This is a genomic window from Shimia abyssi (assembly GCF_003014475.1).
GTDB classification, from domain to species: Bacteria; Pseudomonadota; Alphaproteobacteria; order Rhodobacterales; family Rhodobacteraceae; genus Shimia; species Shimia abyssi.
The window spans coordinates 60,925-73,761 of record NZ_PYGJ01000010.1; the positions used below are offsets into that span (position 1 = coordinate 60,925).

The window sequence follows — 12,837 nt, forward strand, 5'->3', positions numbered from 1 at the left end:
TGACGAGCGGCGCCCCAAGCAACTCCCTACCCTGCACTACATGCCTCTATGCGCAAACAGACTGTTTGCACATTGCTATTGCTTTGCTAACCTATCGCCGGGAGCCGAGGAAAACGCCTGAGAATGCTGGATTATTCGCACAACGCGCTATTGGTTGCGGCGTCGCTGGCCATTGCCATGATGGCAGGTTTCAGCGGCCTGTCACTCACCCGTGGCGCTTCGGCACTTGCTGGAACACAGCGTAAACTGATTGTGGTGATTTCTGCCGTCATTCTGGGCGGTGGCATCTGGTCGATGCATTTTGTGGCCATGCTTGGCCTGCAATTGCCGATCTTGTTCTATTACGACGGGCTGATGACCCTGATCTCGGCCCTAACCGCGATCCTGATGGTTGGTTTTGCGCTTCTGATCCTGCATTTTCGAACCCGCACCCCCCTGACGCTCACATTGGCGGGCGCGGTTGTCGGTTTTGGCATCGTGGCCATGCACTATATCGGCATGTTGGGCATGGAGCTGTGCAAACCGGTATTCGCCCCCAGCGGCATCATTATCGCACTAGCCTCGGCCATGGGCCTGTCTGTGCTGGCCATCTGGGTCGCGTACGGGGCCCGCACCAAGGGCAATATTCTCCTCGGCACCGTCTGTTTCGGGCTCTCGGTCTTTGCGGTGCATTTTGTGGCGATGTCCGGCACAAGCTTTATTGCGCTGGACACCACCGGCGGCGGTGGGCCCGCCCTTTCCAACGAAGTTCTCGCCATGGGTGTCACCGTGACGGCCTTTGTAATCTGCGGTGTTTTTTTGCTGAACGGCGTGTCGTTCCTCGAACCTACGGCCCAAAATGCGGTGCCATCTCCCGCCGTGCAACCCGAACCAGCCCCTGAACCGGCCCCCGAACCTGTTGCCGCCCCCGACATCACCCCGGTGCCCTTCGAAAAAGAGGGCCGCACCCAGTTTCTCGAACGCACCGCAATCGCCGCCATACGTGCGGAAGGCCACTATACCGTACTCTATGCGGGTGACGAAAAACTCTTTTGCCCCTGGTCCATTTCCGAGGCCGAAACCCGCCTTGGCACGTCCCATTTCATTCGTGCGCATCGCAGCTATCTGATCAACCCGGCCTATGTCACCGAATTCCGCCGCGCCAAGGATAGCGGCGTTTGCTTCTTTGATGGGGTTGGCTCTTTGCCCAAAGTACCCGTCGCGCGCTCACGCTTAAACGAGGTGCGCGACCTGCTGGGTGTCTGACCTGCTCACGCGCCACCCTGCCCCGATTTGCGCCGCAAGAGCCAAACAAAAAAGCACCCGCCAACAAACCCGGTTACAATGCCAATCGGCATATCCTCTGGCGCCATCACCGTGCGCGCCACAATATCGGCCCACAGCACAAACAGCCCGCCCAGAAAGGCCGACATCGGCACCACGCGGCGATAATCCCCCCCGGTGATCAGCCGCGCAATATGCGGCACCATCAGCCCGACAAACCCGATCATGCCCGAAAACGCCACCATCACCCCGGTGATCAACGCACCAATCACAAAAACCGACAACCGAAACCGCGCAACCCTCAGCCCAAGCGTCGTCGCGGTTTCATCACCAATTGTCATTGCATTCAGGTCACCCGCCCGCAGGTAAAACCAGCCAAGGCACGGCACCAGCACAACCAGCGGGTACATCAGATGGGACCACTGCGCCAATCCCAACCCGCCCAGCATCCAGAATACAACCGTATGGATGGCCCGCGGATCCCCCATAAATATCAACATGTTGGCTCCGGCCATGATCACAAACGAAATCGCAACCCCTGTCAGCACCAACCGATCCGCGCTGGTGGCCGAGGCAAAGTTAGACATGCCCAGCACCAACAGCGTCGCCATCAGCGCCCCGCCAAAGGCAAACAACGGCACCGTGAGCAGCCCAAGAAACAACCCGGTATGCAGCAACGCCAAAATGGCACCAAAAGCCCCGCCCGACGAAATCCCCAGCAAATGCGGATCGGCAAGCGGATTGCGCGTCACCGCCTGCAACGTGGCCCCCACGGCGGCCAACCCGGCCCCGACGATCACCGCCAATATCGCGCGGGGAAAACGGATATCCCACACGATGGCCGACTTGCCCCGCGACCACGTCACCTCGACTGAACCCGGCGCAATCTTGTCCAGCACAATGCCCCACACCGTCCCCGCCGGGACAGAAACCGCCCCAACGCAGACGGCCATTGTCACCGACGCCGCCAACAGCGCCACACCCACCAAGGTATAGCGTATCGCATGTCGCGGGCGGGGTGCGCCCGCGCTGTTTGCGGCGTTCAGCGGCACTACTGAGCCCAAAAGCTCTCGGCTAGCGTTTTGATCGCCGCAATATTGCGTGGCCCCGGTGTGGCCTCAACATATTCCAGCGTCACGAACCGGTCGTTCTTGACGGCATCAATATCGGCAAAAGCTGGGCTCGACATCATGAACGCCCGCTTTTCCTCAGCGGTGACATTGCCGTAATTCACGATCACGATCACCTCGGGATTGCGCTCGACCACTTTTTCCCACGTGATCGTGGCCCAGCTTTTTTCAAAGTCATCCAGAATATTCTGCCCCCCGGCCGCCTCAATCAGCGCGGTTGGCATGGCGTAACGCCCCGCTGTAAACGGCGTGCTTTCACCGCTGTCATAGACAAACACCCGCAGCGGCGTGTCACCCGCGTCCAGCTCAGCCGTAAAAGCCGCCAACTCGGCCTTATACCCGTCCACCAGCGCCTGCGCCTTGTCCTCAACATCAAATATCCGACCCAGATTCAGCAGGTCATTATACATGTCGTCCATACCGACCTTGGCCTTTTGACCAATGTGGATACAGCTCTCGGTCAGCTCGTAAACGTCAATCCCAAACGGCGCCAACGTCTGGGGCGTCACTTCGCCACCCACCTTCATGCCGTAATTCCAGCCCGCGAAAAAGAAATCCGCATCGGCCCCGATCAACACTTCTTTGCTGGGGTATTTGGACGACAACTCAGGAAGCGCCTCAACACCGGCCCGCATATCTTCATCCAGCGTTTTCCAGCCCGAAATGCCGGTATAGCCAACCATATGATCCGCCAACCCCAGAACAAGCATCATCTCTGTCAGGTTGACGTCATTGGAAATCGCCGCGCTTGGCACCTTGTCAAAGGTCACGTCCCGGTCACAGCTTTGCACCGTGGTTTCAGCCGCCAGCGCGCTCGCGCACAGGCTCAGCCCCGCAGCAATTGCGAGTTGTTTCATCTTGGGTCCTCTCAAGAGTTTCGTTGAAATGAAAAATGGCGTGATTGACTGCGGCTCAGCGTTTCCAACTGCGCCATCACATGAAATGCGCCCGACACCAGCGGCTCTGTCAGAACCTCTTCAGGCGGTCCAAAGGCACGACAATGGCCATTCTGCAGAACCAAAATGTCATCACAGAACGACGACGCAACGTTCAGGTCATGCAGCGACACAACCACGGTCATGCCCAGTTGCCGCACCAGCTCCAACAGCTCCAGCTGATGGTGGATGTCCAGATGATTGGTTGGCTCGTCCAGCACAATAACACGCGGGGCCTGTGCAACTGCACGGGCCACCATTGCCCGTTGCCGCTCGCCTCCCGACAGCGTGCCAATGCTCCGGTCCGCCAGTCGCGTCAGGTCCGTGCGCTCCAGAACGTCCTCGACAATCTCGCCACACCGGCGCCCCGGCGTGGAAAACCCCAGCCGATGCGGCAACCGACCCAGCGTCACCACGTCGCGCACCGTCAGCGCAAAATCGTTGCTCTGCTCCTGCAACACCGCCGCCACAGTACGCGCCGCCTCGCGCGGGGCCATCTGCCAGATGTCCTGACCATCAATCAGCACCCTCCCGCCGCTTGGCTTGTGATAGCGATAAAGCGTTCGCAACAGCGTCGACTTACCCGCGCCATTCGGCCCGACAATGCCCAGAATGCGCCCCGCTTTGAGATGAAAACTCACCGGATGCAGGATCGGCTGACCATCTGTCCCGGCTTGCCAACTGACGTCTTTAACCTGTAACTCTGCCGCGCTCATTGCACCGGCTCCTGCGATTTTTCCACCGCAATGATGCTGGCCGGTACGCGTGCCAGCGTAGATTTCTTCAATTTGCCGGGTCGGTCCACGGATGTGCTCCACCCGTCATGCAGATAGGCGTAGTCCCGCGCGAATGTCACCAGATCGTCGATATCCGCCTCTGCATCAACATCGCCAAACAGATATGTCGCCTTACGCGAACCGTGATAGGCCACCGTACACGGGCGATCACACCCCGCCATACAGGCAACCCCCGAGATCTCGAAATCCTCGGGGATGGTATCGCGCGCCGCCTCAATCGCCTGTCGCAGCCGATCAATCAGCTCATACCCCGGCTTACAGGTTTCGCCCTTGTGTTTGCAGGATGTGCAGATCGTAATCTTGTGTGTTTTGGTCCGGTCCATATCGCCCTCCGCGCTGTCGCGGGGCGTTACAAAAACCATTTATGTCAACGGCATAAGCCAATTCAACCACAATGGCCTCCTATCGGGACACCCCGCCCGGTTCGAGTTTCATTTGCGATGGCAGGTCTCCTGACTCGCGGGTCAAAACTCATCCGATCCTTCCCAGCCCACGTCTTGGGCCAGTGGTGTCATCGGGGTCGCTCGCCGCCTACAGTTGCGGGGGCAGTCACGGACTTGGCCCAATGGGCCGCACCGTATTCCCTGTGTCAAAGCCTTGCGACTCTGAGCACCATCACAGCTACGGGTATCAGCGAAATCTGATGCCGGTCAATCTCGAAAATGGCGCTTCGCACCATTCCTTCCGGCATAGCCCCGCCGATCGAGCGCCCGCAACCCATGCGAGAATGACGCAAGGTCAATAACCTGCTAAGGTCGAACTCATCCTGACCGCCTTGTATTCAACCATCCCAATTTCACCCGGAGCACACCATGCTGTTCGTAACAAATCGTTTCCCTACCCAAAGCATTCGCACCCGTCGCGGGCGAAAATTTAATTTCGACCTGAAAAACAATGCCCCCAGCAACTCCATTTTCTTTTGCGAAAAAGGGAACGGTGACGATCACACCGAAATCGGTAGCCTCGATTTCCTCCAACGCCTCAAGGACAGCGACTACCGCCAGGTGATGATCTTTGTGCACGGCTTTAACAATTTGCCCGACTACATTTTCGAGATGGCCCAAGATCTCCAAACCTTGTGCGATGCCAAAAAGGACAAAGAGGTGCTGGTCGTGCCGCTGATCTGGCCTTGCGACAATGATCTGGGCATTGTCTCAGACTACTGGGACGATCAGAAATCCGCCGACCAAAGCAGCTACTCTTTTGCCCGCGTTCTGGAAAAATTCCTAGACTGGCGCAACTCGGATGCTAATGACCCCGAGGTCGCGCCTTGTCTAAAACGCATCAACATGCTCGCACATTCAATGGGAAACCGTGTGTTGCGGCAAACCCTGTTCAACTGGAACAAATATGACCTCGCCTCAGGCGTGCCCCTGATGTTTCGAAACACCTTTATGGTCGCGGCGGATGTCGTCAACGAAACCCTGCACCATGGCCATTCTGGCGAGCTGATCTCGCACGCGTCGCGCAATGTCGTGGTTTACTATGCCTCCGACGATCTCGCCCTGCGCGCCAGCAAAGCCGCAAACCTTAAATCCAAGATCGCTTCACGCCGCCTTGGACACACCGGCCCCGAAAACATCGGCCATACACCGCGCAACGTGTTTCAGGTCGATTGTGATGACGTAAACACCGCCTACGACACACCAAAGGGGCATAACTATTTCCGCTACGGCAAAGCCGCAGGCCAACCCGGTCTGGTCTTTGATCACATTTTCCAATGTATCCAAAGCGGGCGGGTCTTCCCAGACGACCCTCATCAACGATCGATCATTTTGAAATAAACTGCACCGGCGCAATGACCGGAACTACCATATTGGGTGCAAGGGAAATTGATCCCCCAATTCGCAAACATAATAAATGCACACCACGCTCAAGGTCTGATCCTTCTCTCTTTTTCAGTTCGCTGGGAATTCAAACCTGCACCGAAGCTGCGTTCGGCCCTGTGTCTCGAAACATGCCCCGCATCATCCGAACGCCGCCCCAGAAAAGAGAACCGATCTTCAAAAATTCAGCCGCGACATAGAACAGATGCAAAAAGCTCTCTTCGACAGATTGGCCCGCGATGATCGCCAGCGTTCGATTGTCCAGCACCGGCAGAAGCCAAAGCCTTTGAAACCCGAACACACCAAAAGCAGCTATTAGCGGCAAACAAGGTTTCTGCCGGGAAGACAGAAAAAGCGCTACAACCACCAGCGCACAAACCGCTTCGAAGACACCAATCCACATAAACTGCATGCGGCCAACGTCCAAGGCGACTGGCAAAGTCAAAGACGGGGCCATGAATTTGGCGGGAGCCGCCACTACGCTGGGCGTAGCCGTAAATAGCGATGGGTAAAAGCGATAATGGAATAATAACCTGGTCCGTTTCTGGTGGCAGAACGGCGTGTCTCTTCACATCCGGGAAATTGGCGCTCTGGGGAGGATTCGAACCCCCGACCCCCTGATTCGTAGTCAGGTACTCTATCCAGCTGAGCTACCAGAGCGCGTTGAGGTGGGGTTTAGTTTGAACGCACGGGGCTTGCAAGAGCAAAAAACAAGAAAATTTTTCCCCGCGTTCAAACCTGTGCCACGTCCCCTTTCGGAAGGCATATTTCAAAGCACGTTCCGCCCTCTCCGGTGCGTTCCAGCGTCACGCGGCCACCATGCCCGCGGATCAATTCAGCCGAAATCGCCAGTCCAAGTCCGGACCCACCCTTGCGAATCCCTCCTTGGAACGGTGTGAAAAGATGTTCCTGTGCTTTGGGTGGCAAACCCGGCCCGGTGTCATCCACGTGAATATACCACATGTCGTCATCTTCCTGACAGGAAACGGAAATTTCCCCCGGCTTGCCACTTGTCACAATCGCCTGCCGCGCATTGCGCACCAGGTTCGAGATCACCCGGTACAGCTGCTCAGGATCCGCCCGAACATTCAATCCTGCCGGAATATTTTCAGCAAAGCTCAGATCAAAGTCACCCACGGCAAGCCGCTCACTCTCGATTACATCCGACACGATATCAGCTAACGGCACACGCGTCAGCGAGGGGGGCGGTTCTTCTGCCTTCCCAAAGGCCAGCGTCGATTCGCACAGGTTCACCGCCCGCGTGATCGAATTCACCAGCTTGGGCGCCAACCGCGTGACCAGCGGGTCTTCACTCATCTCGATCCGGTCCGTGAACAGCTGCGCCGACGTCAGGATATTGCGTAGATCGTGGCTCACCTTGGCCACCGCCCCACCCAGCTGTGCCAACCTCTCCTTCTGCCGCAGCGATGCCGTCAGCTCGGTCTGAAGGCTCTGCAATGCTTCCTCCGCCTCACGCAGCTCGACCACGCTTGACGTCGGCTGAATGATGCGCCGCCCATCCTCAGGCGCAGCCGCATAAGACTGCATATAGCCCACCACACCCTTGATTGGGCGCACCAGAATGGCGCGCACCGCCAAGAACAACAGGAACGCTGTCACCACCGAAATCACCGCCGACAGGATCAGAATACGCACGCCGTAATCCAGCATCGAGGCGCGCAAATCCATCGTGTCCATCGTCACTTCGATCAACAACCCCGCCTCTCGTACCGGCGCGCCAATCACCCGGATCACCCGATCCTCATTGTCAAAAAGCTGCATCATCGCATCGCGGATCAGCTCAAACGCAGGGGCCTCACGCATGTCAAAGGTGGCATAGATCGGTTTCGGTATGGGCGAGCTCAGCATCAGCTGCCGGATCTCATCACGCCGCAGCACCACGTTATAAACGCCAGCGTTCGCCAACAGTTCGGTTTCCAGCTCCGCATCGATCATATCATCCGCCAGCAATGCCAGAGATGCAATCTGCGCCCTCTCCAGCCGTGACAACAGGTAATCTTCGCGATAGCGCGCGACAGAAGGCACAAAAATCAAAATCTCTGCCAGCATCACGAAGATGACAGTCAGGATCAAAAATCGGCCCGAAAGCGTGTTGAGCATAATTACGTGCCTGTTGGTTCCTATGGTAGCCAGCGCTGCACCAGTCCGACCACCTTTTTCACCTTAGGGTTATCAAATAGTTGCGGCGAGAAATAGGCCCCCGCCACACGCTTATTCACCTCACCCACCGTCGGATAAGGCGAGACCATTGCCGCCACAGCAGCCATCTTTAGCCTATTTGCAATCACCAGTGCCCACAGATTGATCAATTCGCCCGCCTGCGGCCCAGCAATTGACACCCCAACCGGACGCCCCTTGACCACCATCGCCTTGATCAGCCCCTTGGCTTTTCGCTCGGCAATCAGACGGTCATTATGTGTAATCTCAAACCGGGCCACCGTCAGCTTGTCGCCATAAATCTCGCGCGCCTCGGCCTCAGTTGGTCCGATCTGCGCCAGTTCCGGATCGGTATAGGTCGCATAAGGAATGTGATCCGTGCGTGCCTTGGCTGGCAACCCAAACAGCGCCGAGCGAATGATCACTCCGGCATGATAGCCTGCCACATGGGTAAACTGTGCGCCCCCGGCCACGTCGCCAATCGCATAGACGCGTTTGTTTGTGGTCTTCAAGCTATCGTCCACTTTGATACCCGTCCGCGTCTGCGCAATGCCCGCCGCCTCAAGGTTCAGCCGATCCACATTTGCCTTTCGTCCCACCGCCATCAACAGATGCGTGCCGCTAAAGCTGCGCCCATCCTTTGTGGCGACTGTTATGTCACCACGTCCACCTGTAATCTCTGCCGCCAGCGCGTCTTCGGCGATCTCCACACCCTCGTCGCGCAGCTGGTCCAGCACAAATGCCGCAATCTCCGGGTCATCACGTCCCAGCGCCTTGGCCCCTTCGATCACCGTCACCTGACAGCCTAGCCTCACATGTGCCTGCGCCATCTCTATGCCAATCGGACCACCGCCGATAATCAACAGATGCTCGGGCTTTTCCTTAAGGTCAAACAAGGTCTCGTTGGTCAGCCACGGCACGTTGTCCAACCCCGGTATCGGCGGGACCAGCGGGCTAGAGCCAGTCGCAATCACCACCCGGCGGGCTGTGATCCGATGCGCTCCGGCCTCCACCACGCGTTCGGAAACAAACGTGCCAAACGCGCGGATCACCTGCACACCCAGCCCCTCGAACCGCTCCTGACTGTCCATTGGCTCAATCTGCGCAATCACATCCGCCACATGGTCTTTGGCCGCCGCATAATCCACCGCTGGCGTCACATCTTTGACGCCATAGGCCGCCGCATGGGCCTGCCCATAGGCTGCCTTTCCGCTCGCAATCAGCGCCTTGGACGGCACACATCCCCAGTTGAGGCAATCGCCGCCCATTTCGTGCCCTTCCAACAGGACAACACTGGCACCCATCTGTACGGCACCCGCCGCAACCGAAAGGCCACCCGACCCGGCGCCAATGACCAACAGATCCGTCTTGATGTCTTCCATCAAAGGGCCTCCCGACCGCCGCGCAGCGCCTTAATTATCATTGGCAACGCGGCCAGCACACACAGACCAAGGATCGGCAATAGGATATGCGGCTCAAAGATAATGCCCAGATCGGGCGTCTCGCCACGGGCAAACACCTCGCCCAGCCCCGCGCCGACCGACGTATAAACCAGCCCGCCGGGAATGATCCCGACGAACGTCGTCAACACATAGCGCCACAGCTTGACCCCCACCAACGCAGGCACAAGGTTGGCCACAAAAAATGGCACCAGCGGCACCAGCCGGATAAGAAACAGCATCGACCACTGGTTCTCGTCAATGCCCTGTTTGATCGCCTTCACCCGGCCCTGAGATGCATCCATCTTGCCGGCCAGCCGCTCGCCCAGTCCCCAACGCGCGGCCAAGAATATCACCACCGCGCCAATGGTTGCAGCGCCAACGTTGAACACCACGCCCGGAAAAGTGCCAAACAGAAACCCTCCGGTCAGCGTCGCCACCGTCGCCCCCGGCAAAGAGAAACTCACAATAACAACATAGACGGCAATGAATATCAGCGCCGCAGCAAGGTAATGCTGATCCCGATACGCGATCAGCATTTCACGGTTCGCGCCCAGCGCCTCGAATGTCAGCACATCGCGCAAGGTGAAAAACCCGACACCCGCCACCGCAAGGATCACCAAAAGGGGGACGGCGCGCGTCCAACCTGATTGATCCTTCTCGTTTCTGTTCGTCACGTCAGCCATCATCTGTCCATTACTTGTCTTGTTTTCCAAAATGCGGTACTTGGGCGCAAAACAACACCCAACTCACGGTGGCTTGATCGCAAACACGCGGTTTCGTGATACAAACGGCTGGATCGCGGCGAACTGAAACAATCCGTCGCCGAACCATTGCATTTTTGTTGCAAATCCCCGATCAGAGGTTTGACTTATACCCGGCCTTCCCCTAAAGACCGGGCTTCGAATAGCACATGGGCCCGCGATTCCCGATCAGAATATCTGACGGTGCCGCCCTGATAGTATGGAGACGGAGCGATGAAGCGCACCTACCAACCCTCGAACCTGGTTCGCAAACGGCGCCACGGTTTTCGTTCGCGTATGGCCACCAAAGCCGGTCGCAAGATTCTGAACGCACGCCGCGCACGCGGTCGCAAGTCGCTGAGCGCCTAAGCTCAACGACACGACGTTCTGACGGACATGACACCGCCGGAGGCCCCCACGGATGGCACTGCCAGCCACGGGGAAACGCCCCCGGCGGTGTCCGTTTGTCTTGAGGTCATGAAAAAACGCCGCGACTTTCTGCTTGCGGCCCGTGCCCGTCGTCAAGGCACCAAGGCGATGATGCTACAGGCCCGCAAGCGTCGCGACGAAGAAGACGTGCCGACACACGTCATCCGCGTCGGTTTCACCTGCTCCAAAAAGGTCGGCAACGCCGTTGCCCGCAATCGCGCCAAACGCCGAATGCGCGAAATCGCCCGCCTGATTCTGCCCGCATATGGCACCCCCGGCTGGGACTATGTCCTGATTGGCCGCGCCCACGAAACCGCCGCCCGCGATTTCAAAGCCCTGCAATCCGATCTCAAATACGCTCTGCGCAAGGTCCACGCCCAATAGCCAAAAGATCCTGGGTCGCGTCTTTGCCCGATGGAACACGCAAACCCTCTAACTCATACAATTGCTTAGTCAATGTGTGGACTTGCGCTGAGCCAACCAAAGGATAGATCTGCACTCGGGCGCCAATTGTTAAGAGGCACCGCGATGGGACTGACGATACTTGTCCGAATCACAGCAGTACCCGGCAAAGAAGAATTGCTTGAAATTGAAATGAAAAAGCTGATCAACATCACCCGCGCCGAACCCGGTTGCACTAATTAAGATCTCCACAGAGATAACGAAACGCCCGGCCTTTTTGTGTTCTACGAAAACTGGGAAAGCCGCGAGCTTTGGCAACAGCATATGAATGCCCCGCACCTCGCGGCCTACTCGGCCGCAACCGAGGGCGACGTCGCGAGCCTTGAGCTACATGAGATGAAAAAGACAGGCTAACATAACCGCACCTCATAAGGCCGGTCCGTGCCGGCCTCAGTCGCGAGAAAAGCCCGCACGGGCTTGAGGAGCAAGCGCCCCCAAACGCAACGCCCGTGCCATTAACTCGCGCTCTTCGCAAAAACAGCACCGACGCAATACCGACGTAATACCGACGTAATACCGACGTTGCGCCGACGTTGCGCCGACGTGCCATTTCCAATGAAACAAGGGCGTTAACCACGATTCGCCGTCATTTCGTGTCGGCACACCGGTTTTCACACGAACTCCGCCTCACAACCCGCTGAAAAATTGCGATTCTGTTTCCAATATCCAGTGTCTGCCACACTGGTATCGCTAAACCGCTTGGAACTCCTCGGCCAACCCGGTAACAACACCTCCCAAAGAGGTCATGAGATGAAGAAGCAAAACATGAACCGCGACTGGATCGCCACCGCCGCCACCCTGTCACAGGCACTGCCTTATCTTCAGCGCTATACCGGCGCGATTGTGGTGATCAAGCTTGGCGGCCACGCCATGGGCAGCGACGAAGCGATGGACGATTTCGCTCGCGACGTGGTGCTGATGCGTCAGGTCGGTGTCAATCCAGTGATCGTCCACGGCGGTGGCCCGATGATCAACGCGATGCTCAAACGCCTTGATATCAAATCGGAATTTGTCAACGGAAAGCGCGTAACCGACATCGACACTGTCGAAGTGGTCGAGATGGTCCTCTCCGGTCTCGTCAACAAACGCATTGTTCAGGCAATCAACAATCAGGGCGGCAAGGCCGTGGGCCTTTCGGGCAAGGACGCCAACCTGATGATTTGTGACCAGACCAACCCTGATCTTGGCTTTGTCGGCACCCCTGCTGACATGGACCCATCCATTTTGAACGAGCTGTTTTCAAACAACACGATCCCCGTCATCGCCCCTCTTGGAGCAGGACGCAACGGTGAAACCTTCAACGTCAACGGCGACACTGCCGCCGGGGCCATCGCCGCTGCGCTCAAGGCCGATCGCCTGCTTTTGTTGACAGACGTTGCTGGTGTTAAAAACGCCGATGGCGACGTCATGACAGAGCTAAAAGCTCAACAAATCCGAAACCTTACGACGGATGGCGTGATCGCCGGCGGTATGATTCCCAAGACAGAAACCGCGCTCGATGCGATCGACGGGGGCGTGCGTGCCGTCGTCATCCTCGACGGTCGTGCACCCAATGCCTGCCTTCTTGAACTCTTCACTGAACACGGTGCGGGCTCGCTGATCCGGGCGGATTGACCCCCTCAAACCTCGTGTCGC

The 12,837-nt window shown here is 57.7% G+C and carries 14 protein-coding genes, 1 tRNA gene, 1 pseudogene and 1 riboswitch; of the genes and pseudogenes, 7 read left to right on the forward strand and 9 right to left on the reverse strand.

What is annotated here, in order from left to right; translation table 11 throughout:
• Positions 1-123: 123 nt before the first annotated feature.
• Positions 124-1,245 (forward strand): MHYT domain-containing protein, encoded by a 1,122-nt coding sequence (locus CLV88_RS14765; protein WP_106609189.1) that lies wholly within the window; start codon positions 124-126, stop codon positions 1,243-1,245.
• Between the two features lie 5 nt (positions 1,246-1,250).
• Here the strand turns inward: CLV88_RS14765 and CLV88_RS14770 are convergent, their stop codons facing one another.
• Genes CLV88_RS14770 through CLV88_RS14785 form a run of 4 tightly spaced genes read right to left on the reverse strand, consistent with a single transcriptional unit; the run spans position 1,251 to position 4,448 of the window.
• On the reverse strand, positions 1,251-2,264 hold the full coding sequence (locus CLV88_RS14770) for a FecCD family ABC transporter permease (RefSeq protein ID WP_243403679.1): 1,014 nt from the start codon (positions 2,262-2,264) through the stop codon (positions 1,251-1,253).
• A gap of 50 nt (positions 2,265-2,314) precedes the next feature.
• Positions 2,315-3,250 (reverse strand): ABC transporter substrate-binding protein, encoded by a 936-nt coding sequence (locus CLV88_RS14775; RefSeq protein ID WP_106609190.1) that lies wholly within the window; start codon positions 3,248-3,250, stop codon positions 2,315-2,317.
• 11 nt (positions 3,251-3,261) lie between these two features.
• Positions 3,262-4,044, reverse strand: coding sequence for an ABC transporter ATP-binding protein (locus CLV88_RS14780; RefSeq protein ID WP_106609191.1), 783 nt, complete (start codon positions 4,042-4,044; stop codon positions 3,262-3,264).
• Complete coding sequence (locus CLV88_RS14785) at positions 4,041-4,448, reverse strand: DUF1636 family protein (RefSeq protein WP_106609272.1); 408 nt, start codon at positions 4,446-4,448, stop codon at positions 4,041-4,043. The genes CLV88_RS14780 and CLV88_RS14785 overlap by 4 nt, the downstream gene beginning before the upstream one ends.
• 102 nt (positions 4,449-4,550) lie before the next feature.
• A riboswitch (cobalamin riboswitch) is annotated at positions 4,551-4,757 on the reverse strand.
• Between the two features lie 180 nt (positions 4,758-4,937).
• On the opposite strand from CLV88_RS14785, the gene CLV88_RS14790 reads away from it, so the two are divergent.
• Positions 4,938-5,909, forward strand: coding sequence for an alpha/beta hydrolase (locus tag CLV88_RS14790; RefSeq protein WP_106609192.1), 972 nt, complete (start codon positions 4,938-4,940; stop codon positions 5,907-5,909).
• A 130-nt stretch (positions 5,910-6,039) separates the two neighbouring features.
• Here the strand turns inward: CLV88_RS14790 and CLV88_RS14795 are convergent, their stop codons facing one another.
• The 5 genes from CLV88_RS14795 to CLV88_RS14815 form a co-directional block, all read right to left on the reverse strand.
• Positions 6,040-6,363 (reverse strand): hypothetical protein, encoded by a 324-nt coding sequence (locus CLV88_RS14795; protein WP_165798910.1) that lies wholly within the window; start codon positions 6,361-6,363, stop codon positions 6,040-6,042.
• A gap of 171 nt (positions 6,364-6,534) precedes the next feature.
• Positions 6,535-6,611, reverse strand: a tRNA-Arg gene (locus tag CLV88_RS14800).
• 72 nt (positions 6,612-6,683) lie between these two features.
• Entirely contained in the window at positions 6,684-8,072 is a 1,389-nt protein-coding gene (locus tag CLV88_RS14805; RefSeq protein ID WP_106609194.1) for a sensor histidine kinase, read from the reverse strand.
• Between the two features lie 20 nt (positions 8,073-8,092).
• On the reverse strand, positions 8,093-9,511 hold the full coding sequence (locus CLV88_RS14810) for a dihydrolipoyl dehydrogenase family protein (protein ID WP_106609195.1): 1,419 nt from the start codon (positions 9,509-9,511) through the stop codon (positions 8,093-8,095).
• A complete protein-coding gene (locus tag CLV88_RS14815) occupies positions 9,511-10,254 on the reverse strand; it encodes a TVP38/TMEM64 family protein (protein ID WP_106609273.1) in 744 nt (247 codons plus the stop codon). The genes CLV88_RS14810 and CLV88_RS14815 overlap by 1 nt, the downstream gene beginning before the upstream one ends.
• A gap of 291 nt (positions 10,255-10,545) precedes the next feature.
• Here CLV88_RS14815 and rpmH point away from each other — a divergent pair, with 291 nt between their 5' ends.
• The 5 genes and pseudogenes from rpmH (at position 10,546) to argB (ending at position 12,816) form a co-directional block, all read left to right on the forward strand.
• Positions 10,546-10,680, forward strand: a complete 135-nt coding sequence (rpmH, locus tag CLV88_RS14820; protein ID WP_048599009.1) for a 50S ribosomal protein L34 — start codon at positions 10,546-10,548, stop codon at positions 10,678-10,680.
• 27 nt (positions 10,681-10,707) lie between these two features.
• Positions 10,708-11,124, forward strand: a complete 417-nt coding sequence (gene rnpA, locus CLV88_RS14825) for a ribonuclease P protein component (RefSeq protein ID WP_106609196.1) — start codon at positions 10,708-10,710, stop codon at positions 11,122-11,124.
• 144 nt (positions 11,125-11,268) lie between these two features.
• Entirely contained in the window at positions 11,269-11,385 is a 117-nt protein-coding gene (locus CLV88_RS23785) for a putative quinol monooxygenase (protein ID WP_423827738.1), read from the forward strand.
• Positions 11,386-11,397: 12 nt separating this feature from the next.
• A pseudogene (locus CLV88_RS23375) lies at positions 11,398-11,556 on the forward strand (putative quinol monooxygenase); the annotation flags it as partial.
• A 396-nt stretch (positions 11,557-11,952) separates the two neighbouring features.
• Positions 11,953-12,816 carry an acetylglutamate kinase gene (argB, locus tag CLV88_RS14835; RefSeq protein ID WP_106609197.1) on the forward strand — a complete coding sequence of 288 codons (864 nt, stop codon included), beginning with the start codon at positions 11,953-11,955 and terminating at the stop codon, positions 12,814-12,816.
• Positions 12,817-12,837 lie beyond the last annotated feature (21 nt).

What these genes read in the sequence shown, in the direction of transcription:
- CLV88_RS14765 (WP_106609189.1), top strand. Translation starts at nt 124, where the DNA reads ATGCTGGATTATTCGCACAACGCGCTATTGGTTGCGGCGTCGCTGGCC.
- CLV88_RS14775 (WP_106609190.1), bottom strand. Translation starts at nt 3,250, where the DNA reads ATGAAACAACTCGCAATTGCTGCGGGGCTGAGCCTGTGCGCGAGCGCG.
- CLV88_RS14780 (WP_106609191.1), bottom strand. Translation starts at nt 4,044, where the DNA reads ATGAGCGCGGCAGAGTTACAGGTTAAAGACGTCAGTTGGCAAGCCGGG.
- CLV88_RS14785 (WP_106609272.1), bottom strand. Translation starts at nt 4,448, where the DNA reads ATGGACCGGACCAAAACACACAAGATTACGATCTGCACATCCTGCAAA.
- CLV88_RS14790 (WP_106609192.1), top strand. Translation starts at nt 4,938, where the DNA reads ATGCTGTTCGTAACAAATCGTTTCCCTACCCAAAGCATTCGCACCCGT.
- CLV88_RS14795 (WP_165798910.1), bottom strand. Translation starts at nt 6,363, where the DNA reads ATGCAGTTTATGTGGATTGGTGTCTTCGAAGCGGTTTGTGCGCTGGTG.
- CLV88_RS14805 (WP_106609194.1), bottom strand. Translation starts at nt 8,072, where the DNA reads ATGCTCAACACGCTTTCGGGCCGATTTTTGATCCTGACTGTCATCTTC.
- CLV88_RS14810 (WP_106609195.1), bottom strand. Translation starts at nt 9,511, where the DNA reads ATGGAAGACATCAAGACGGATCTGTTGGTCATTGGCGCCGGGTCGGGT.
- CLV88_RS14815 (WP_106609273.1), bottom strand. Translation starts at nt 10,254, where the DNA reads ATGGCTGACGTGACGAACAGAAACGAGAAGGATCAATCAGGTTGGACG.
- rpmH (WP_048599009.1), top strand. Translation starts at nt 10,546, where the DNA reads ATGAAGCGCACCTACCAACCCTCGAACCTGGTTCGCAAACGGCGCCAC.
- rnpA (WP_106609196.1), top strand. Translation starts at nt 10,708, where the DNA reads ATGACACCGCCGGAGGCCCCCACGGATGGCACTGCCAGCCACGGGGAA.
- CLV88_RS23785 (WP_423827738.1), top strand. Translation starts at nt 11,269, where the DNA reads ATGGGACTGACGATACTTGTCCGAATCACAGCAGTACCCGGCAAAGAA.
- argB (WP_106609197.1), top strand. Translation starts at nt 11,953, where the DNA reads ATGAAGAAGCAAAACATGAACCGCGACTGGATCGCCACCGCCGCCACC.